Annotated in this window: 19 protein-coding genes; 14 read left to right on the top strand and 5 right to left on the bottom strand. The window is 53.0% G+C overall.

Annotated elements, in window-relative coordinates; genetic code table 11:
- Positions 1 to 171, top strand: a complete 171-nt coding sequence (locus MKX70_RS28275; RefSeq protein WP_156123072.1) for a hypothetical protein — start codon at positions 1 to 3, stop codon at positions 169 to 171.
- Positions 172 to 881: 710 nt separating this feature from the next.
- Here MKX70_RS28275 and MKX70_RS28270 read toward each other — a convergent pair.
- On the bottom strand, positions 882 to 1,865 hold the full coding sequence (locus MKX70_RS28270) for a zinc dependent phospholipase C family protein (RefSeq protein ID WP_042234808.1): 984 nt from the start codon (positions 1,863 to 1,865) through the stop codon (positions 882 to 884).
- Positions 1,866 to 2,085: 220 nt separating this feature from the next.
- Here MKX70_RS28270 and MKX70_RS28265 point away from each other — a divergent pair, with 220 nt between their 5' ends.
- From MKX70_RS28265 to MKX70_RS28255, 3 genes are all read left to right on the top strand, one after another.
- Positions 2,086 to 3,105, top strand: a complete 1,020-nt coding sequence (locus MKX70_RS28265; RefSeq protein ID WP_042234809.1) for an AraC family transcriptional regulator — start codon at positions 2,086 to 2,088, stop codon at positions 3,103 to 3,105.
- 123 nt (positions 3,106 to 3,228) lie between these two features.
- On the top strand, positions 3,229 to 4,023 hold the full coding sequence (locus tag MKX70_RS28260; RefSeq protein WP_042234810.1) for an SDR family NAD(P)-dependent oxidoreductase: 795 nt from the start codon (positions 3,229 to 3,231) through the stop codon (positions 4,021 to 4,023).
- Between the two features lie 13 nt (positions 4,024 to 4,036).
- Positions 4,037 to 4,804 carry a class I SAM-dependent methyltransferase gene (locus MKX70_RS28255; RefSeq protein WP_042234811.1) on the top strand — a complete coding sequence of 256 codons (768 nt, stop codon included), beginning with the start codon at positions 4,037 to 4,039 and terminating at the stop codon, positions 4,802 to 4,804.
- Between the two features lie 126 nt (positions 4,805 to 4,930).
- Here MKX70_RS28255 and MKX70_RS28250 read toward each other — a convergent pair whose 3' ends face one another.
- The 3 genes from MKX70_RS28250 to MKX70_RS28240 are packed head-to-tail and all read right to left on the bottom strand — an operon-like array spanning position 4,931 to position 7,985.
- Positions 4,931 to 5,410: a GNAT family N-acetyltransferase gene (locus MKX70_RS28250; RefSeq protein ID WP_039305222.1), complete on the bottom strand. Its 480-nt coding sequence runs from the start codon at positions 5,408 to 5,410 to the stop codon at positions 4,931 to 4,933.
- A complete protein-coding gene (locus MKX70_RS28245) occupies positions 5,410 to 7,224 on the bottom strand; it encodes a glycoside hydrolase family 20 zincin-like fold domain-containing protein (RefSeq protein ID WP_340788526.1) in 1,815 nt (604 codons plus the stop codon). The genes MKX70_RS28250 and MKX70_RS28245 overlap by 1 nt, the downstream gene beginning before the upstream one ends.
- Positions 7,221 to 7,985: an SIS domain-containing protein gene (locus tag MKX70_RS28240; protein ID WP_340788523.1), complete on the bottom strand. Its 765-nt coding sequence runs from the start codon at positions 7,983 to 7,985 to the stop codon at positions 7,221 to 7,223. Before MKX70_RS28240 ends, MKX70_RS28245 begins: the two co-directional genes overlap by 4 nt.
- A 328-nt stretch (positions 7,986 to 8,313) precedes the next feature.
- Between MKX70_RS28240 and MKX70_RS28235 the strand changes: the two genes are divergently transcribed.
- The 8 genes from MKX70_RS28235 to MKX70_RS28200 all read left to right on the top strand — a co-directional run bounded on the left by MKX70_RS28235 (position 8,314) and on the right by MKX70_RS28200 (position 17,998).
- The gene (locus MKX70_RS28235) at positions 8,314 to 9,249 is read left to right on the top strand and encodes a carbohydrate ABC transporter permease (protein WP_331281911.1); all 936 of its coding nucleotides are present in this window, start codon (positions 8,314 to 8,316) and stop codon (positions 9,247 to 9,249) included.
- A gap of 64 nt (positions 9,250 to 9,313) precedes the next feature.
- On the top strand, positions 9,314 to 10,102 hold the full coding sequence (locus tag MKX70_RS28230; RefSeq protein ID WP_340790222.1) for a carbohydrate ABC transporter permease: 789 nt from the start codon (positions 9,314 to 9,316) through the stop codon (positions 10,100 to 10,102).
- Positions 10,103 to 10,490: 388 nt separating this feature from the next.
- Complete coding sequence (locus MKX70_RS28225) at positions 10,491 to 11,852, top strand: ABC transporter substrate-binding protein (protein WP_042234815.1); 1,362 nt, start codon at positions 10,491 to 10,493, stop codon at positions 11,850 to 11,852.
- A gap of 118 nt (positions 11,853 to 11,970) precedes the next feature.
- Positions 11,971 to 13,770, top strand: a complete 1,800-nt coding sequence (locus tag MKX70_RS28220) for a sensor histidine kinase (RefSeq protein WP_042234817.1) — start codon at positions 11,971 to 11,973, stop codon at positions 13,768 to 13,770.
- A gap of 19 nt (positions 13,771 to 13,789) precedes the next feature.
- Positions 13,790 to 15,433, top strand: coding sequence for a response regulator transcription factor (locus tag MKX70_RS28215; RefSeq protein WP_042234818.1), 1,644 nt, complete (start codon positions 13,790 to 13,792; stop codon positions 15,431 to 15,433).
- Positions 15,427 to 16,206 carry a glucosamine-6-phosphate deaminase gene (locus MKX70_RS28210; protein WP_042234820.1) on the top strand — a complete coding sequence of 260 codons (780 nt, stop codon included), beginning with the start codon at positions 15,427 to 15,429 and terminating at the stop codon, positions 16,204 to 16,206. The genes MKX70_RS28215 and MKX70_RS28210 overlap by 7 nt, the downstream gene beginning before the upstream one ends.
- Positions 16,203 to 17,372 (top strand): N-acetylglucosamine-6-phosphate deacetylase, encoded by a 1,170-nt coding sequence (locus tag MKX70_RS28205; protein ID WP_052416222.1) that lies wholly within the window; start codon positions 16,203 to 16,205, stop codon positions 17,370 to 17,372. Before MKX70_RS28210 ends, MKX70_RS28205 begins: the two co-directional genes overlap by 4 nt.
- Positions 17,373 to 17,590: 218 nt before the next feature.
- Positions 17,591 to 17,998 (top strand): VOC family protein, encoded by a 408-nt coding sequence (locus MKX70_RS28200; RefSeq protein WP_042234823.1) that lies wholly within the window; start codon positions 17,591 to 17,593, stop codon positions 17,996 to 17,998.
- 1,017 nt (positions 17,999 to 19,015) lie between these two features.
- On the opposite strand, the gene MKX70_RS28195 is transcribed toward MKX70_RS28200, so the two are convergent.
- Positions 19,016 to 19,585 carry a YdeI/OmpD-associated family protein gene (locus MKX70_RS28195; protein ID WP_340788510.1) on the bottom strand — a complete coding sequence of 190 codons (570 nt, stop codon included), beginning with the start codon at positions 19,583 to 19,585 and terminating at the stop codon, positions 19,016 to 19,018.
- 819 nt (positions 19,586 to 20,404) lie between these two features.
- On the opposite strand from MKX70_RS28195, the gene tnpA reads away from it, so the two are divergent.
- Both tnpA and MKX70_RS28185 read left to right on the top strand, forming a co-directional pair.
- Positions 20,405 to 20,803, top strand: coding sequence for an IS200/IS605 family transposase (gene tnpA, locus MKX70_RS28190; protein ID WP_152679875.1), 399 nt, complete (start codon positions 20,405 to 20,407; stop codon positions 20,801 to 20,803).
- A 9-nt stretch (positions 20,804 to 20,812) separates the two neighbouring features.
- Positions 20,813 to 21,577, top strand: coding sequence for an RNA-guided endonuclease TnpB family protein (locus MKX70_RS28185; RefSeq protein ID WP_340841327.1), 765 nt, complete (start codon positions 20,813 to 20,815; stop codon positions 21,575 to 21,577).
- The last annotated feature ends 9 nt before the right edge of the window (positions 21,578 to 21,586 follow it).

Here is a 21,586-nt window from a genome sequence, read left to right as displayed (position 1 = left end):
ATGAATAAAGATCTGCCGCCAGAGGTTCCACCGGAAGTTGTACCTGAAGTGAAGCCGGACATGATCCCTGAACCGGGACCGGTTGTGATTCCCCCGGAGGTTCCTCCGCAGGAGCAGCCGGAAATCATTCCCCAGACCCCGCCGGAGATTATTCCGAGGGAGCCTTTGTAATGGTAGATATAAGCCGGGTGAATGGAACGGCATGGAGATAATAGGAAAGACAATGGGATAATAGGAACGACATCTGGATGATAGGAACGATATTGGGATGATAAGAACATTACCAGTGATTATAGGCACAGTACGTGACGATAGGAATACTATAGGATGGATTACGAGGAGCGTCCGGGAAACTGGGCGCTTTTTGGCTGCTTGGGAGATATACAGGTGGAATATTGTGAGAACTCGGTTTGGCTGCGCGGGAAGCGGGCGGGATGATGTTGTTCCAAAATAAACATTGTAAACATTCTATATATTTGCTTCGCGCCAATAATATGAGTTCCCCTTTCGCTGAAGTGGACTGAGATTCCGCTATTTCAGCTAAAACCCTCCATATGAAGAGTATGCGGACTGAGAATCCGCTATCTTGTTCAAATGGGGATGAAATGAGGAGTAGTCGGACAAATAAGCGATTCTGAGTCCGGTTGGGCGGGAAATCGGCTTGTTTTGTTTAAATAGCGGATTTTCAGTCCGCTTCATCAGCTGGCGGGCATGAAGTGACTGCGAAGCGCCGCCGGGAAGCGGCCAAGTTACTGCAAGGTGCGGCCAGAAGCGCCCAAGTTTTGGCCAAGCGCCCACCCGTTCCCACCGCCTCCCCCCCCCCGGCAGCTCCATTGCCCCGGTTGAAGCGGCGGCAGAGCCGGGTGAGACGCTGACTGCGATCAGCTGCCAGGCAGGCTGGACCAGATGGGCTCTGCATATTGGTTCTGCAGGTTCATGCTGCATTCCTTGCCCGTATCGTACGAACGGTCGCCCAGCACGGATCTGAAAAGCCCGAACTTATGCTCTGCAGCCGCAGCGTCCGTACATTCCAGCCAATCAGCGAGCGCGGTGAGCACAGTCCGGCCTTCCTCCAGCGCCTGCTCCCACAGCTCCCAGACGGATTCCGTCCGGACCTCGGAATACAGTGCGGAATGCCGCCACTCGGCGTGTTGGTCATTCAGATAATCCAGCTCCTCTTCGTGGGCAGTCAGCTTCCGGGAGAACAGACGCCGGGTGCGGCCCCAGGCGAGGGCCTTCTTCCAGCCCTTCGGGTCATAAAGACATCTGTGAGCCAGCACCATATCCCGGTAGGAGCTCTGCCAGATGTCGGAGGGCAGCTTGCCCATGGCTTCCGGATAGTGCCGGAGTGCAGTGGTGTGAAGAATATGATGAACCGGCTCAGGTAGCCGGGGACCTGCGTCAATTCTTGTCCAGGCAGCATTCTGCCAGGTATTGATGCCCCGCAGCCGCTTCATGAACAAGGTATCCAAATCGATCTCGAACCGCTGGTGATCGCGGAATTTGTAGCCTGCCTTCCAATTAATGAATGGGTGCAGGTTCCGGTCCAGCAGATGATGAGTCAGGAAGCCAAGGAAATAGAGCCGGGCCTGGTCCGCCTCCGGCCCTTCGAGAGTCCGCGCAGCTTCCCAGCAATCAATAAGCACAGGCCCGCAGTGCTGCGTATGCATCAGATCCCCGAGATGAAGGGCCCCCGCATCCTTGCTCCAGGGCAGAAAACTATGATACAGCAGGAAATCAGGGCCCTGACATCCGAGATTATACAACTGTTCCTGCTGCTGCAGATGATGTAAGAACGGGAACCGGCTGCGGAATTCCCCGGCCAGCTGTTGCCCGTATTCGAGATGCATCCAGATATTAGGCATGATTAATCCTCCTACAGGTTTTGTGAGCACAGCTTAATACAGATCTGTACCTATTGTAACGCCTGCATGTTAAAACAAAATGAGAAATGTGTTAACCGTCTTGAAGTATGGCATTTTTGTACGTTAAGGTAGACATTATTACAGGCATAAGAGTATTCTTATATGGCTTTAATACAACCACAGCTATGAATTTTCAACTGGCAAAAGGAGATCTGTGCGTATGAAGTCTCGTCCCTCTGACCGAATTAAAATGCCTCCGGGATTCTGGGCAGGCATAAATCACATAGGAATTGCCTCCCGCGACGTGGCCCGCCATGCACAGCTGCCTGTATCGATAATAACGGAATCCTCAGTCACCACTGCCCAATATTTCGCAATCTGGCAGGCGTATTCCGAGCTCACCGGGGACACTGCAGAGGGGATCATCAAGCTTGCAGCCGCCTTTGAAACCACACAGTATCCCCCAGCCGTCTTAGCGTTGTATCACGCCCGCGACTACCGCGATGCTCTGAAACGTATGGCCAGATACAAACAGCTGTGTCCTCCCGAAAGTCTGCGGATCAAGGAGGAGAACGGGCATTGTACAGTTGAACTGGAGTGGCTGAATACCGAAGCATCCGGTCCGCCGGTGCTGGCAGGGATCACTTTGGCCTTTCTTTTGGAGCTTGGGAGGAAGGGGACAGGCCGTCACTTGAAGGCACAGTCCGTCGAATTTACGCAGTCCATGGGCGATGCACGGGTCCTCGAAGCCTACTTCGGCTGTGCAATCCAGGCAGGCGGGCAATGTAACCGGCTGACGCTGCATCGAAGTGATCTAGATCTTCCCTTTGTATCGTATAACGAAGAGCTGCTGGAGATCCTGACGCCCGCTCTGGACCGGTCACTCGATGAACTGCATGACAACCGCTCTATTACCGGAAGGGTCAAAATGGTCATTAAACATAGCCTTGCAGGAGGATGCCCCGGCATTCAGGCCGCTGCGAAGGAGCTTAAGATGAGCGGCCGGACCCTGCAACGCCGGCTGACTGACGACAATACGACCTTCAAGCAGCTGTTGACAGAAGTCCGGCATGAGCAGGCCCTGGAGTACCTGGCAGACCCTTCGCTTGATATTAAAGAAGTGGCTTACCTGCTTGGCTACGAGGACCAGAACTCATTCTACCGTGCTTTCCGTCTGTGGGAGGGGGACACCCCTTCGAAGTGGCGTGCTGAGCATCTTCCGGATGCCGGCATATCGTGAGCAGTATGTTTTGGCGTGTTAAACAAGAAGTTTGGCACATGGGGCTAGTTACTGAATAATCCCGGCGGGGTACAATATTCACTATCCGGAACACAGGAATGTTCGAATAAGGAGAAGTGGATTATGGATATGGGATTAAACAACACAACAGCATTCGTTACAGGATCTACGAAAGGCATAGGGAAAGCTATTGCTATAGAGCTTGCCAAGGAAGGCGTTAACGTACTGGTCAATGGAAGGAATTACGAAGAGGCAGAGCGGACCGTCAGTGAATTGAAGATGAATTTCCCGGCCACCTCTCCTCAGAATGCCGCTGCGGATATAGTGGACGCTTCACAAAGGCAAGCTTTATTCGCAAAATTCCCCAGCGTTGATATTCTGATCAACAATATGGGCATTTATGAATTGATGCAGTATGAGGATGTTGACGATGACATATGGGAGAAGTATTTCCGTACGAATGTGCTTGCTGCAAACGGATTAACGAAATTATATATACCTGGAATGTTGAAAAAAGACTTCGGCCGTATCCTTTTCATCGCCAGTGAAGAAGCCGTCATGCCTTCAGGACAAATGCCTCAATATGCAATGACCAAATCTATGCTGCTGTCCTTGTCCAAGAGTCTGTCCAAACTTACAGCAGGAACTGAGGTTACGGTTAATACAATCATGCCTGGACCTACATTGTCTGAAAATGTGCAGCAAATCATTGACGGGATGTATCCTGAGGAGAAGCTAACGTTTGCAGAAAAAGAGAAGAAATTCATGGCTGCAAGTCTGCCGCAATCTGAATTACAGCGTTTCATCAAGCCTATGGAGATCGGCAGACTGGCTGCTTTTGTATGCAGTCCCCATGCGGCAGCATTTAAAGGCTCTCCAATCCGTATGGATGGTGGAATGGTGCCGGTTATTTACTGATGGAGGAGGATGTATGGATACACGGTTAATATTCAATGAGGATGCGGCGAATTATGATAAATGGAGGCCGTCCTATTGTGAGGAATTGTTCCAGGACATTATAGCGTATTCCCGGACCGGACAGGGCGGCAAGGCTATTGAAATCGGGATCGGAACGGGCCAGGCCACCCGGCCTTTTCTGGAAACGGGCTGCGAATTAGCGGCCATTGAACTTGGGGCAGACCTTGCGGAATACTCACAACTAAAGTTCCGGGAACACAAGAATTTCAGAGTGCACAATACGACTTTTGAAGAATTCACAGGTCCGGACGAGAGTGTAGACCTCATTTACTCCGCTACTGCATTTCATTGGATTCCAGAGCACATAGGTTATCCGAAGGCATTCAAATTGTTAAAAGCCGGCGGCACACTGGCCATATTCTGGAACCGGCCTTTTGCAGCACGGGAGGATGACGAATTACATCAGCATATTCAGCGTATTTACCAGCAGTACAGGCCCTCAAATACCAAATTAATCGAACATGATACGGAAAGATATAATGCCATCTCACAGAATCTGCATACCTACGGGTTCAGGGATATCCAGCTTAAGCTGTATCACCTAACCAGAAGCTTCTCCTCAGCGGATTACATTGCCTTACTCAATACATATTCAGACCATAGAAGTATGCCTTCTGCCATTAAAGCGCCGTTTGAGGAAGAGATCAGAGCGGCCATCAATAAGTTCGGCGATGTGATGACTATATATGATACGATCGACCTGCATTTGGGCAGAAAATGAAGGATTGCCGACTTCCGATTTCTGCTAGCTCGGCGGAATAGGTCATCTGTAATGACAAACAAACAGCGGCAGCTCAGGGACATTTAGGTCCTTGGCTGCCGCTGTTTGTTTGTATCAGAGGGGAGTTCAGTCCATACTGATCAAGTCGCGGAATACACCGGGAAAAGAATCAGGGACCGCAATCGCGCCGACACTCTTCTCATAGAAAGGCACTGCGTCCACGACCCAGCCGATAATGGCGTAGCCGTAGCCGTTCCGGTGCATCGCGGACAGGCATTCCAGCAGCAGTGCCTTCCCGATGCCGAGGCCCCGGTAATCCTCCAGTACGCCGGTCGGGCCGAAGAAGTTCTTCACAACAACATCGTGACAGGCAAAGCCGATTACTTCGCCCTGCTTCACAGCAATATAGCAATGGACGGGCAGATGCGCGAAGGCCGTCTCGCATTCATTCCGCCAGCTATTCGTGAAATGGCGGCCGACGAAATCCACGATGGCCTGCTTATCCCCGGTCATCGCCCGTTTAATGGCAATTCCTTCTCCCCGCAGACGTTCCAACAGCGCACTATTATCCGGCAGATCATATAACTTAACAAGCATATCAGGCATCAATTCTCTCCCTCTTTCTGTTCAATCATCTCAAGATCTGTAATCATCCCGTGCAGGTCCGCTTCGAATAATTCCAGCCGGTAGAACCGGGAGCGGATGAACAGCTCCGCCATCTGCGGCGGAAGCAGCTCTGCAAGCACGCTCTGCATCCGCTGCCTGGCTCTGAGTAAATCACCATATCCGCTCCTGTATTTATCCCGGAGGAAGGTTATCACTTCCTCGCTGCCCGGCGACATCGCTCCCCGGAAAAGGAACGTATGCAGCGGGGAGCGGCGCTGCGCGGGAATCTCATACTGAATCATAGCGTCAATCAGCTTGGCAGTGAGGCGGTTCTTCTTCACAGCCGGAAGCAGCTGCGGAATCAGGGAATAATAGTCGGGTACTGCGTAATCCGCCCATTCCTCGCCCATAAGCTGAGCCGTATCCATACCGTGGAACTGGTGCAGGAAACGGGTCAGGAAGGAGGGGACATCCGCCTTGGCATTCCAGCTCTGCTCTGCGGCAAAAAACGCCGGATAACGCGAGGTCTCGAACAGGCCGTAAGGACTGCCCAGCGAGAACGGGCATCCCCAGTTCGTATGAATGATTCCGTCCAGCTGCTCCGATTGCGCCAGCTGAATCCAGTCTAGCACATTCTTGATCCGGTTATGAATCACCGGATAATTCTGGTCGCCGTTATCATCCCAGCAGCGGACAGAGGAGGCGCCGATGGTCTCAATGCCGGCGTCGCGCAGCTTGTGGAGAATGAGCCGGGCATCCGCCTTCATCCGGTGCCCGCCGTAGATCCAGACCACCACTACGACACGCTTGTCGAGTGCGGCGATCTCGTCCAGGGTGGCGTGCATGATCATATCATGCCAGATCATCGGTGTTTTGCCGAGGCTGAGCGTCTTCTCAGCCAGCTGATTGACAAAGCGGATGAAGGAGGCTTCCGGAGTAAGCCCGGAATTCCGGCAGTCTTCACAGGTGCCGAGTGTCCAGACCTCATCACAGCCCAGATGAAGATAATCGCTGTGCGGATGAAGCGCAGCCACTTCCTCCAGAATGCCGGCCATCATCTCGAAGGAGCCTGCCCGGTGAGGGCATAATTCCGAGACAGTCTCCGGGACTTCACGCAGACCGATGTAGACCGGATGCTTCAGAATATATTCCAGATGCCCGAAGGACTGCTGCTTCGGAATCACTGTGACGAAATGGTCATGTGCAGTCTGCAGTAACAGCCGGTGCTCTTCCTCCGTGAAGGCCAGCCCGGGATGGCGCAGGAAGCTCAGCTTCCGGAACGGCAGCTTGTCCTCATATTCGATGATCAGCGTATTGATCTTGTAGCTGGCCAGCTCTGCGATATACTCCAGCATATGCTCATAGGTCGGATAGACGGTGCGCAGATCCAGATAATCACTGCGCAGCCGCAGATCCGCCCAGTCGGCAACCGTCAGCGCAGGCACGGTACTGCCGCCGCTGCTATGGAGCATCTGTTCCAGTGTCTTAATCCCGTAGAAAAGTCCGGAAGCGCTAAGTGCGTATAGTTCAACCCGGCCTGTATCTGTAATCAATACGTAACCGTCATGCTTGCCCTCTACCCGCCGGGCCATGCGGGGATTGAAGGGGGTTCCTTCAGAGACTAGGGCGTATACACTGCTGCCGCCAGACTCCAGGTTCACCGTAACCCCTGCAAATATCCCTTGCGCTGCCGCCAATAACCGGACATCATTCCCGGGACTCCATAGCTGCACCGTCCAGCCGCGGATGCCGCTGACCGGTTCCGGTCCCCGGCTCTGCACCACCTGAGGCTGCGGAATCAGTGGAATGTTCATAGCCAGCGGACCCGGCCCTTGAAGCGCTCAATGAAGCGGTTATTCCATTCATCCCCGCCGGGAGCGTTGCCGCTGCGCCAGACCGGCACCTCAATCCCTTTTTCCCCGAGACAGGCCGCCGTGGTCATCATCAGTGAATTCAGCAGGAAAGCGTTGGCGAACGTTGAGGTCGAGCCCATCTTCGGTTCAATGCCGTCAATATGGAGCGCAGCATCCCCCGGCTTGACCTTGCTGTCCAGAACATAGTCGCACAGCTCATACAGGTTCTGCCCCGAAGGATGGCGGGCAATATGATTCTTGGGGGAAGCTTCGGCATGGCCGACAGAGGTGACAGCAATCGTTGTAACCCCCCGGCGCCGCGCCTCCAGGGCAGCATCGACACAGGCGGTGTTAATGCCGTAGGCATTGGCAAGGATCAGGATGTCACCTTCGCCCAGCCGGTTATCTTCTATAACAAGTGTTCCGTAGCCGGGAGTACGTTCAACGGCCATCGAGCGCAGAGCGCCATTCGAGATCATCGTGCCTTCATCTAATATAGCGCTGATATGCATCAGGCCGCCTGCGCGGAAGAATACCTCGGTCGCATTCATGTTGGAATGTCCGCCCGGACCGTACAGATAGACCAGCTTATCCTCTGCAATATGATCCGCAAGCAGCTCCGCCACCTGCACCAGCTTGTCCCTTGGCTCACTCCGTATCTCATTCAGCAGCTCCACAATGCTTTCCATATAAGCGGACATAATATCTGACTTTGCGTTCACCTGCATTCCTCCTAAAAGTTTTGTAAGCATAAGCTTCCTGAGTCTCTTCGCAAAACTGGCTTCGGAAGCATACGCTTAAAGTTTTGTAAGCATAAGCTGTGCTTGCCTAGAAGATAACAAAGCGGGCAGGCGTAGTAAATCAACTATTTTGCGCAAATCCGCACCGTTTTTGACTGATTTGGCCAGCAGCAGGCCAAGATGTGTGCAAATCGCTGATTGGGACAACGGCAGGTAAAAATTTTTCTGAACGGGTCAGGATCGTGACTTATGTAAAATTATTCGCTTTTCTATAATGAGAGATAACATCACGCAAGAGGGGGACAGAGCCTTGAAGACGTCAGTTGCCTTGCCACAGTCCCGGGAGAATCCGGTCAACCGCCGAAACAAACGGAAATGGAAAGAAATAGGGATGGGTTATCTGTTCACAGGGCCCATGCTGCTTGGAGTTATTGTATTTACGCTGATCCCTATGATGTTCTCCTTCGTACTCAGCTTCACCAAGTGGTCGTTCGTCACCGGGTTTGACAAGATCCGCTGGAACGGACTGGACAATTTCCGCCAGCTGTTTCAGGATGAAGTGTTTCTGAAGTCACTGGGCAATAATTTCATTATGCTGCTGGCGGTACCGGTGGGAATGGCTATAGCATTGATCCTGGGGGTGATTATTACGGGTCATGTCTACGCCCCGGGTGCGTTCAAGGTCATCTATTTCATGCCCCAGATTTCCAGTGTCGTCGCTGTCGCAGTAGTGTGGCAGGTTCTGTTCCATCCCTCCTACGGTCCGGTTAACGGCTTCCTGATGGCACTCGGAGTGGACAACCCGCCCAAATGGCTGGCCGATCCATCGTATGCGCTTCCATCGGTTATGCTGCTGATGATCTGGATAGACCTTGGGGTCTCGCTGATTATCTACATTGCCGGGATCAAGAATATTCCTGCCGATCTGTATGAAGCGGCGACGATCGACGGTGCCTCGAAGTTCGCCCAGTTCCGCTCCATTACTTTTCCGCTGCTGACGCCGACGACCTTTTTCCTGCTGGTAACCGGAATTATCGGCAATTTCAAATCCTTCGCGCTGGTTAAGGTGCTGACGGAGGGTGGTCCGGCCAACTCTACTTCGGTTGTGGTTTACGACATGTATCAGACCGCATTTGTGGATCTTCAGACGGGCTATGCTTCCTCCATGGTCATGATTCTGTTCGTTATCGTACTCGCCATCACCGGCTTGCAGTGGCTGGGACAGCGTTATTGGGTCAATTACTAGAAAGGGAGGGACCCCTGTGAAATTAAGAAATCTGGACTGGGGAAAAGCGGTCATCACTCTACTCATGGCGCTGCTGGGCATCGTGTTTCTGCTCCCTTTTATATGGATGCTGTCCGCTTCGCTCAAGCCTGAGGCCGATGTGTTCAAATATCCGATCGAATGGATTCCGCAAACCTTACGGGCATCGTTCAACTACCACTCTGTGTGGTTTGGCAAAGCGAACTTTACCCTGTATTATTGGAACTCCATCAAAGTCACAGCACTCACGACACTCCTGTCCGTAGCCGTCTCCAGTATGGCCGCCTACGGCTTCACCAAAATCCGCTTCCCGGGCAGAAACGCATTATTTGTGGTGGTGCTTGCCACTTACATGATCCCTGCGGAAGCCACGCTGGTGCCGCTGTTCATCATGTTCCGCTCCATCGGCCTGTATGACACGCATCTGGGCCTGATTCTGCTGGGCGGGTTCAGCGTACTGGGAACCTTCCTGCTCCGCCAGTTTTTCGCCTCACTCTCGAATGAATACATCGAATCCGGGAAGATAGACGGAGCGGGCCATATCCGCATTTTCCTCTCCATTCTGTTGCCGCTGGTCCGGCCGGCGATTGCCACTTATGCCATTCTGCGGTTTATCTGGACCTGGAATGATTTTCAGACGCCGCTGGTCTTCCTGAACAGCAAGACGCTCTATACCCTTCAGCTTGGCATGAATGCCTTCGCCGACCGTAACGGCGCATTCTACTCCCTTATCATGGCGGCTTCCGTCTCGGCGATTGTGCCGTTGCTGGTAGTGTTCATCCTCGGCCAGAAGCAGGTCATCGAAGGTATTTCCTTGGGGGGGGTGAAGGGGTGAAGGCTGGCAAGTTCCCGGAAGTTGCATAACCGGATGTGGGTGGAGCGGACGTGACGGTCAGTGAGTGTACGGGCTGAACAAAAGAAAGCAACAGAATGCGAAAGGATCGTAGGGGAAATTTGGAACTGTAGGAGCGCTAGCGACCGCCTGAAAGCTTTCCTATGGAAAGCTCACTTCGGAAGCATCAGCATTCACCGGATTTCTACCGCGAAGAGCGGTTTAAATGAAGAAATCTGGGGGCGGGCAGCGGCCGGAAGTCCAAAATGTTCTCCGTAGTGACGCTTAGCATTAAGTGAACAGACTGGTTCAGCAAATACACATCGATAAGGAACAGCTGCCGGACAAGCTTCATAGGCAGGGAGAACTCACATTAGAAGGGGTGTTATTCATGAAAAAGAATGGTTTCGCGTTGATATGGATCACCGTACTCCTTGTAGCCCTGGCGGGCTGCGGCAATTCGAACAACACTAATAATGCATCTCCCACTAATAGCAGTACTGCTGCACCTGAGGCGGCTGAGAGTGCCGCACCATCCGCAGAGCCTGTAACCATTAAGGTTGCCAACTGGTCACCTGCGGCGGATATGGAGCCTGTGCTGCAGGCTTATGAGGATTCCCATCCGGGAATTACACTGGAATACGTGGAGCTGGCTGACAACGGCGATTCCGTGGCCGGGATGAAGAAGCTGGATCTCCTCGTTGCTTCCGGCGAGAACCTGGACGTTGTGTTCATGCCGGGTGCAACCGACTACTCACAGCGTGCGGGACTCGGACTGCTTGCACCGCTGAATGACCTGATCAGCAAAGAAGGCATCACGCTGGCGGATGAATATACGATTGATCCTTCCGTAGACGGACAGGTGTATGCACTTCCAGATACCCTGGAGAATTATTTCGTCCTGCTGAACAAGGACAAGCTGGATGCGGCTGGACTGGCTGTGCCTACGGAATGGAGCTGGGATGACTATCTTGACTATTCCGCTAAGCTGACCAGTGGCAGCGGGCCGTCCAAGACCTTCGGCACTTATTTCCATACCTGGGCTATGTACTGGGAGCTGGCCATTATCAACCAGGAGAAGGACAACAACCTGGTCAATAACGGCATCGTAAATATTGACAGTGCGGGTATACGCCAATCCCTGGAGCTGCGCAGCAAGGCAGAGGAATCCGGAGTTGCCGTGCCGTATGCGGATACCATTTCCCAGAAGCTGGCTTACCGCTCGGAGTTCTTCACCGGACATGCCGCGATGATTGTGACCGGTAACTGGATGATTGGAGAAGCGGGCGGATCGGAGGAGTTCCCGGCTACGTTCACCACTGCGTTTGCACCGATGCCGTCCAATAGCGCGGGTCAGCCTGCCGGAGTCAGCATTGCCAACGGCAACTATGTGGGCATTCTGGAGAAATCGGAGCATCAGCAGGAGGCTTATGATTTCATCCGCTGGTATTCCACTGAGGGCGAGCAGATGCAGAATGTATACTCCGCATGGAAGAAGCAGGATGTGGATCAATACATCGCCGGGGTGAAGTCCTCTGCCATGAGCCCGGATATGATTGACGAAACCTCGCTGGCCTACGTAATCAAGAATGCCAAGCCGGCTCCGCTGAGTGTGCCACCGACGTATCAGGGCGAGCTGGAAACTGCTTTTACTAAAGAAACCGAGCTGTACATCCTGAAACAGCAGGACTTGGAGACTACAATCAGCAAAGCGCAAGCTGAACTGCAAAAGATTGTGGATGCCAATAAGTAAATAAGGGCGAATCGTCATATTTTGTCGAGATATTACTGGGAAATGAATTACTGGAGGCGGAAAGCTGATATGATAGAGGCAAAGAAAACGATAGTCTGATTGTGAAGGGGGATTGCCATTGCTGCCAAAAGGATGGAAACTCGGTTTTCGCAACAAGCTGCTCGTCGCTTCCTTGCTCTGTCTGCTGCTTCCCGCCTCCATTACCCTGTATATTTCCAATTCCTATACCGAGCACATCCTCCGTTCCCAGGTGGTTCAGAATGAACGCCGTTCGCTGGAGCAGGAGAGCATGTATATCTCGAACCTTCTCAGCAATCTGGTGCTGGTGTCGAATTACATTCAGTTCGATCCCGGGATCACGCTTATTCTCAAAGAAAATTGGCAGCGCAGTAAGCTGCACCAGCCGGATACAGCCAAAAATGTTCTGGAATTTACAGAGGTTACCGAGAAGCTGATTAGCGTTACCTCCATGATGGAAAAAACGTTTGTCACCGTGCTCACCTCGGATGGCCAATATTATTCAAACGATTCTTACGCCAAGCTGGATGTCGGCGCCCTGATGCTTCAGCCCTGGATGGAAAAAGCCCGGCAGCAGCCTGCCTTCGAGCTGTACTGGGCGGGTGTGCTGGATAACTATATCCCGACTAGAGCGGTTACCAGCCCTCAGGTGCTAACGATTGCCCGCAATCTGAAGCTGTCCTCCAATTCAACCTATGCCACAGTCATCATCAGTATCGCCGAGAGCCGGATCAGCCAGATCTTTAATGACAACCGTGAGGGCCAGGAGACGCTGCTGATCGGGCCTGACGGAACGGTAATAGCTTCCCGGGACAAGGCGCGGCTGGGTCAGCCTTTTGCACTCGCGCATGAACTGACGGGTACAGCCGATTCGCGGTTTATGGATTACCGGAATGAACAATATCTGCTCAGCAGTCTGGATATTCCCTACGGGAACTACCGGATTGTAAGTCTGTCGCCTTATCGTGAGGCGGTCAGCCAAATCAGTGCAACCCACCGCTGGAGTACAGCCGTGCAGATTATGTCTGGAGCTTTTTTCCTGCTGATCCTGGTTCTGCTGGTCCGTCAATTCACGAAGCCGGTGATCAAGCTGGACAGTGTGGCTGCCAGAGTGGAGCAGGGCGAGCTTGGCATCCGTTCCGGAGTCCGCGGGTATGACGAGATCGGGCGGCTTGGCAAGTCTTTTGACCATATGCTGGACCGGGTAGAGAAGATGATCATTCAGATTAAGGTCGAGCAGGCTCAGAAGCGCAAGGCTGAGCTTGCGATGCTGCAGTCGCAGATCAATCCGCATTTCCTGTTCAATATTCTTAATTCCATCCGCCTGCGCATTATGATGCGGGGAGATGAAGAGAATGCGGAGCTGCTGTTCTCGCTGTCCCGGCTGCTGCGGATGACTATTCAACAGCGTGATGAGTACACTACTCTGCATGATGAGCTGCATATTGTCAGGAGTTATGTGGAGCTGCTGAATTTCCGTCAGGCCGATGAAGTTACGCTGGATACAGACTGCACCTCGGAGAGCCTTGGGCTGAAAATCCCGCGCTTCCTGCTGCAGCCGGTTATCGAGAATGCTTACATTCACGGCCTGCGCCAGGAGAGTGGACGCATTCTGATCCGCACCTGGACCCAGGACACACGGCTGCTCATCGCGATTGAAGATAACGGCCGGGGCATGGATGAGGTGACCCTGAACCGGCTTCGGGCAGAGGTTGGCTCCGAGCCGCCGGAGCTGGAAACCATGCCGTCCAGCAGACTGGCTCATATCGGAATGTCGAACGTATACGAGCGTCTGTATCTGACCTATGGTTCAGCCTTCCAGGTTACCATTGACAGTATCCCCGGACAAGGGACAACCTTCCTGTTTGTGCTTCCTGAAGAAATTCCGGATCAAGGTTAGGAAAGGGAGAGTGGGAACGATGTATAGCGTGATGCTGGTGGATGATGATTATCCGGTACTGGACTTTCTCTCGGCAATGATTCCCTGGAACGAGCTTGGACTGACCCTTCATTCGGCCTGCAAAAATGGTCTGGTTGCCCTGGAGAAAGCGCAGGCCGGTATGCCGGATATTGTGATAACGGATATTGGAATGCCCTATATGGACGGCATTGAGCTGATCCGCGAGCTGAAGCTGATGAACGAAGACTTACGCGTTGTGGTGCTGTCATGTATGGATGATTTCACGTATGCACAGCAGGCGGTGAAGCTGATGGTGAGCGATTACATTCTCAAGGAGATGATGAGCCGCGAGCTGATTACCGGGCTGCTGCAGGAGATTGGCGATGATCTGCGCCGCAGGGACGCGGAGAGAGCCCAGACATTGAAGTGGAAAAGCATGGCGGAGAACCAAAAGGTGCTGCTGAAGCAGAGTGTGCTGCGGCGGATTGCCGCCCGGGAGCTGCCGGACACCGAATGGCTTCCGGATGCCGCCGAGCTGGGGATTGTACCCGATTTGACAGCGAATGTAGCCGTCCTATGCCGGGTCAGCGGCAGTACCGGGGAGCCGGTCCGGGATGATCTTGCGCTCATGGCACTGGTGGAATCCGCCGCCGAAGCGGTGCTTCAGGATGGAACGGCCGCAGTATGTCTGCCTTACAGCGGACGGGACTGCGTGCTGGTCTTCACCGGAGGGATGGGCAATGGCGCAAGTGCCGGCCATATCTCCATGCTCGGCAAGCTGCGTTCCGCGGTTCAGAGCATGCCGGGGGTAGGGGCTTCTTTTCAATATCTGTGTATTCCGCCCGGCAGCGGGCATTTCCGTGAAGGGATTATAACGCTGTTAACGCAAGGGCGGGAGAATGCCTTTTATCTGAAGCCGGGCGAGCTTACCGGGCTGAAGGAGCTCCAGCCGTTCACCGGTGAGGATCTGTTCCTGCATTACACCGAAGCCTCCCGGGAGATCCGCGAAGCCTTCCTGGAGGAATCGGCCGGGCGGTTAGAGGAATTGCTGTCCAAATGGATGGACTATATCCGGTTGAAGCGCTTTGCTCCACGCCAGGTCAAGGAATGGATGCTCAAACTGCTCTACGATAACCAGATGCGGCTGATGGCCCGTCAACAGTTCCAGTCGACCTTCTCCCTGGAGATGCTGCATGACACTATCACTGCCATTGAGCATATCGACAGTCTGGAAGAGTGGTCCCTGCAATTCTTCTATGAACGTCTGCCGGTGATCCGTGAGATGTACCAGGAGACCCGGCGGGATGAGATCAAGAAGGTGAAGCAGTATGTGGACCGCCATCTGAACCGTAAAATTACGCTGGAGGAGGTCGCCGAATACACTCATTTGAATTCGAGCTATTTCAGCCGCCTGTTCAAGAAAGAAACCGGGATGAGCTTCATCCACTATGTTACCCACACCAAGATGGAGCATGCCAAAGAGCTGCTGGACCAGTCTCCGCAGAGTGTGGAGCAGGTCGCTGAGCAGCTGGGCTACGAGAACAAAAGCTATTTCACCAAGCTGTTCAAGCTGCATACAGGCCTTACCCCGGGTGAATTCCGGGGCGAAGAAGGGACAAGGAACGGACAACCACAAGGGACAGGGAGGCACTACTCATGCTGAAAGTGACACCAATCCATACCGAAATGGCAGGTTCCATGCTGGTGCGTGTATTTGAGAACCGGCGGATGCTCGGAGAGGCGGCCGGACGTGAAGCTGCGGCTGCAATCCGCGCCTTGCTGGCTTCCAAGACTACGGTCAGAATGATCTTCGCCGCCGCACCTTCCCAGAATGAATTCCTTGCCGAGCTTGCTGAAGCGCCGGATCTGGACTGGAGCCGGATTACGGCGTTCCATATGGACGAATATCTCGGTCTCCCGGAAGGCTCGCCGCAGAGCTTCGGCAGCTTCCTCCGGGAAGCGCTGTTCGACAAGGTGAAGCCGGGCAGGGTTCATTATATTAATCCTGCCGCTGACCTCGAAGCTGAATGTGAGCGATATGGCAGGCTGCTGGCGGAAGCTCCTATAGATATTGTCTGCCTCGGCATTGGGGAGAACGGCCATCTGGCCTTCAATGACCCGCCGGTGGCGGATTTCCATGATCCCCGGCTGGTCAAAGCGGTCACTCTCGATGCCGCCTGCCGCACCCAGCAGGTGAATGACGGATGCTTCGCCAGTCTGGAGGAGGTTCCGCAGCAGGCACTGACCCTGACGATCCCTGTATTGCTGTCCGCCAAGTGGCTGTTCTGTATGGTTCCGGGCCCGACGAAGCGTGGTGCAGTTACCCGTACACTGCATGAATCTGTCTCCACGGCCTGTCCGTCCACAATCCTGCGCAGCCACGGGGATTGCCGGCTGTTTGTGGACACGGATTCCTTCGGAGCGGTTGTGCGATGATTGTGGATGCGCTGCATTACCGTACAGGCGAGCCGGTCCGGATTCGTCTGGAGGGCAGCATCATTGCGGGAATTGAACCGCTGGACGGACCTCTTGCGCTGCCGCCGGACGAGCTGCTGGAGCTGCCGGTAGCCGCGCCCGGCCTGGTAGACCTGCAGATCAACGGCTTCGGCGGCCATGACTTTAATCATCCCGTGCTGACCGCGGAGGCTGTCAAGGAAGCAATCCGCGCCTTGTGGACCGAAGGCATAACCACCTGCTATCCGACCGTGATCACCGGTGCTCCATATACGATTCACGGCGCAATGCGGGCAATTGCCCGGGCCTGCGAAGAGGATGCCGCCGCCGCTGCCACGATTGGCGGCATCCATCTGGAGGGGCCGTTCCTCTCGCCCGAAGACGGACCTCGAGGAGCGCATAGTCTGGAGCATATCCGCCCACCGAGTACAGCCCTGTTCGACCAGTGGCAGGAAGCGGCAGGCGGGCGGATCTCCATCGTGACGATGTCCCCGGAGTGGGAGGGGAGTGCGGAATTCATCCGCCACTGCGTGCGGCAGGGCGTGACGGTCTCTATAGGGCACACCTCGGCAAGCACGTCACAGATCTCGGAGGCGGCCGCTGCCGGAGCGCGGCTGTCCACGCATCTCGGCAATGGGGCGCATGCCGTGCTGCCGCGCCATCCGAATTATCTGTGGGCCCAGCTCGCGGAAGAAGAGCTGTGGTGCACTTTAATCGCCGATGGCTTCCACCTCCCGGATGAGGTGCTGAAGGTGGCGATGAAGGTCAAGGGCAGCCGGGCGCTGCTGATCAGCGATGCCGTTGCCCTCGCCGGCCTGCCGCCCGGCAGCTACGACACGCCGGTCGGCGGCCGCGTCGTGCTGACCCCGGAGGGCCGGCTGCATCTCGCCGGCCAGCCCGGGCTGCTGGCCGGTTCGGCGCAGCTGCTGCTGCGCCACATCGCGCGCCTTAGCGCCGCGGGCCTGGCCGACCTGCCGGACGCCTGGGACATGGCGTCCGTGCACCCGGCAGGCTTCATGGCCCTGCCGGAGGCAGCGGGCCTGGCCGCCGGCGCGCCGGCGGATATTGCGCTGCTCCAGCGGGGCAGCGGGGGGCTGGCGCTGGCGGCGCTCTGCAAAGCCGGCGAATGGGTGTACCGCCGGGGATGATGTCCGGCGGTAGCTATTCGCCGGGAGTTGCTGCGGGGTGCTGCGCCCGCTCCCCGGCACGAGTACCTGTACCCGCGATTGCATCTGTCACCTACATCTGCATCCGCACTTGCACCCTCATCCACATTCTCAACTATGCCCCCGCAACTTTTTGCCTGAGACAGGTTCATGCTATAATAGTGCGGAACACACTCCTTAGATGCAGAGGTGATTAGAAAGTGGGATATAAGGCAGGCCAGCTATTTGTTAATTTGCCGGTGAGTCATCTGCAGGATTCGATCAACTTTTTTACCGCACTCGGATTTGAGTTCAACCCGCAGTACACGGATGAGAACGCAACATGCATGATTATTAATGACAACACGTTTGCCATGCTGCTGACCAAGGAATTCTTTAACACCTTCACTTCGAAATCGGTTGTGGATACTGCCGGACACACGGAGGTCATTCTCGCCTTCTCCGCAGCAAGCAGGGCAGAGGTGGACGAGCTTGTGCATAAGGCACTTGGGGCCGGCGGCAAACCGTTCAATGATCCTGTCGACCACGGCTTTATGTACAATTGGAGCTTTCAGGATATCGACGGACATCTGTGGGAAGTCATGTATATGGATGAGAACGCGCAATAGCATAGTGCTGCATGAGGACAGGCTTCCGGATGCGGGGGCTTGTTTTTGTTTGTTTATAGAGGAATCTTCTGAGGGTTGCAGTGATGCTATTATGGTATGCGGAATGCGGTGCGCGGTATGCTTAAGTGCACTTTGTACAACTAAATCGTCTGATTTATAACCAATTATTCGTTTAGTTGTATTCCGTGCAATTAAATTGCCACATATAGATGGTTTTCTCCGCTTATGGCAGATATAGTTGTACAGAATACAGTTATAAGAGGCAAGCCTGCCTTTTCGCGGTTTTTAGTTGTACAGTGTACAACTATGCTGTAAGTTTCCAGTTGAAGCTGAATCCGAATACATAAATTGCTGCATGAAATGAACTCACTTCATTAGTTCTGTGATTGTACCAAGCCGGGCGTTGTAAAAAAGCTGAGGCGTAACTGAAAGACAGATTCCTGGTGGTGTTCTGGAGCGAATGGCCGTCAGTGTGGCAGGACCGTCAGCTCAGCATATGGCGATCAGCAGGAGAATGCGGACTGAGAAGACGCTAGCGTACCTGAAAGACAGATTCCTGGTAGTGTTCTGGAGCGAATGGCCGTCAGTGTGGCAGGACCGTCAGCCCAGCAGATGTCGATCAGTAGGGGAATGCGGACTGAGAAGACGCTATTTTGCCCAAAACACTGTTTTCAGCGCCCAAACGGACTGAGAATCAGTTATTTTGATCATTCGAGCCTAAAATGTGGAGCGGGCAGCCATATAAGCGATTCTGAGTCCGCTTGACCCGCAAAAGCATCTGTTTTGTTTAAATAGCGGATTCTCAGTCCTATTCACGATCGTATACGCTCGTGAAGCTATTCATCCCCCGCCCAGCCCCCCAAGCCCCGCCGAGTCCTGCCAAGTCCCGCCCAACTCCCGCCGAGTCCCTCCCAGCTCCCGCCCAGCCCCGCCGAGTCCCCGCCAATCCCCATCAACTCCTCCTAAAATACTCCCCCAACAACTTCTCCGAATACAATTAGTACATCAGGACTTCACTTAATACTCCAGCAGGCGCCCGTTATCATGCCATTGGCCGTACATTGTATTGGCTCTGGTGTTTGCGATGAATTTCTCCAGTCTGCGCTGAAACACTTCGGGCTGATGGATATAGCTTTGTATGGTATCGATCCGGACCCGCTGGTAGAGCGCCGGAAAGGCCATGAAGTTCTCATATACCTGCGTCTCCTCTTTCAGCTTCTCTTCGATAACCTTGTCTATTCTAAAAGAGCGGATATCCATATCAGGAAGGACCCGCCGTCCTTCCTCACGCATCAAGCCCAGCTTCTCAAGGCGGCGGACACGCTCTTTGTTAAGCTCAGTCCATGAACTCCGTCTGCTGCGGGGAGACAGCCTCTGCACCAGCTTTGCTTCAGCGTTCACCTTCTTCACCCCATCGATCCAGCCGAAGCACAAAGCTTCTTCAACGGCGTCCAGGTACAGCAGCGTACCCGGGACTGGCTTCATAGTCGCTTCAACCCAGCAAAAGGGTTCAGCCGTGCTGTTCACCAGCAGCCAGTTCCGCAACTCTTCCCTTGATGTAGCCGCAATCCAATTTTCTGTGCTCATAGTTACTGTACACTCCCTTCTGTCAAATATATAGCCCGAACAGGAGTCTGCACGGACGTTTTACGTGAATGGCACTTAGTAGGGCGGGAAGACTCCCGCTCAAGTACTGACTGTAGTTTCTCCTAGACCGGTTTGTACAATTATAACGAGCTGTCCCAGCAAAATATACAACCTTCCGCTAGGCGTAACCCGCTTGAGAATGGTAGAGCTCTTCATTGATTGCACTTTCTACAACAGCTTCAGCGTTATCCTGCGCTAAAACCAGTTCTAATGTATTTAATACAATTGATTTCCAGCAACCTGCCCAAATTCACCTATTCCATAGAATTCTATTGTACAAAGTGCTACAGAATCTATTTTTCGGCGGATTTTAGAGCGATCTGTTGTACGAAGTGCAATAGACAATAGATTTCAACCAGGCCTTCACAAGAAGACCAGGCAGCTTTACTTATAGGTGAATCAGTGGTGGAGAACCGGTCGTGGTTCGTTGAAGTAATCCTGAACGAAATACAACATTCCCCCCATCAAAACCGACCCTGATAGAAAATTGTTGCACAAAAGTCATCAATCTTCCTCCACCAAGTGGCTAAACGGGGAAATTGTTGTATCGCGTACAAGAATCCTTACGGTTACCCCAGTAACTATGAATTAATGTTGCAAAACGTACAACAACATCGGCTTTTTAACAGTTAGCTGTCAGAATTCCCCCACTTCTCTAAGTGGCGGGATGAGTGTCAGCGGTCTTTCTCATAGACAAATACAACCTAAAATATTACAATAAAACTATTCAGTAGTATTATGAAATAGGTTGTGATATCCGTGGAATTAGACACAAATAATCATTCAGTATTCTCTCTTCATTATCATCTTGTGCTAGTCGTGAAGTACCGCAGAAAAGTAATAGACGATGACATTTCGAATCGGTTACAAGAGATATTTGAGTCTATTCAGCCTAATTACAATATCACCCTGCAGGAATGGAAGCATGACAAGGATCATGTTCACATTCTAATGAAAGCTCACCCCAATAGCGATATTTCTAAATTTCTGAACGCTTATAAGAGTGCATCCTCCCGTCTAATTAAGAAAGAATTTCCTGTAATTCGTCAACAGCTGTGGAAGGAATATTTCTGGTCCAGAAGTTATTGTCTACTGACGATTGGGGGTGCGCCGATTGAAGTCATCCGGAAGTACATCGAATCTCAAGGTCAGAAATGAGGTGGGCAGGTGTTAAAGGCTAATAACCAGAAGGGAACCATTGCCATTACAGAGGGAAGGATCAAAATTCCCAAACTAAAAACGAAAATCAAAATCAAGCTGCACCGTCCATTCGAGGGACGTATTCAATCATGCACCATTTCCAAAACACCCACGGGAAAATATTACGCTTCCGTATTGGTGGAAACGGATATCATCCCATTGCCCCCACTCGAGACGAAGATCGGTGTGGATCTGGGGTTGAAAGACTTTGCGATTCCTTCACATGGCGAAATCATACCGAATCCGAAGTACTTGCGGAAGTCTGAACAACGATTAGCCAAGCTGCAAAAGGACTTGTCACGAAAGAAGAAAGGGAGCCGTAACCGGTATAAAGCAAGGCTGAAGGTCGCCAGACTGCATGAAAAAATAGCGAATCAACGGAAAGACTTTTTGCACAAAACGTCCACCCAAATGATAAACGAAAACCAAGTGATCGTGATGGAGGACTTGCGTGTAAAGAACATGATGCAGAATCATAAGTTAGCCAAAGCCATATCCGAAGTGTCTTGGAGCCTGTTCAGAGACATGCTGACCTACAAAGCGAAATGGTACGGCAGAGAATTAATCATTGCTCCCAAACACTTTGCAAGCAGTCAATTGTGTTCCTGCTGTGGCTACAAAAATGCAGAAGTCAAGAACCTGGCCGTACGGGAGTGGTCCTGCCCTGCCTGTCATACGGAGCATGACAGAGACCGGAATGCGGCACTGAATCTTCTACAACTAGCCATGTAAATGGCCCTT

The organism is Paenibacillus sp. FSL R7-0312, assembly GCF_038004445.1.
GTDB lineage: Bacteria > Bacillota > Bacilli > Paenibacillales > Paenibacillaceae > Paenibacillus_AQ.
This window is presented reverse-complemented; position numbering and strand designations above follow the sequence as displayed.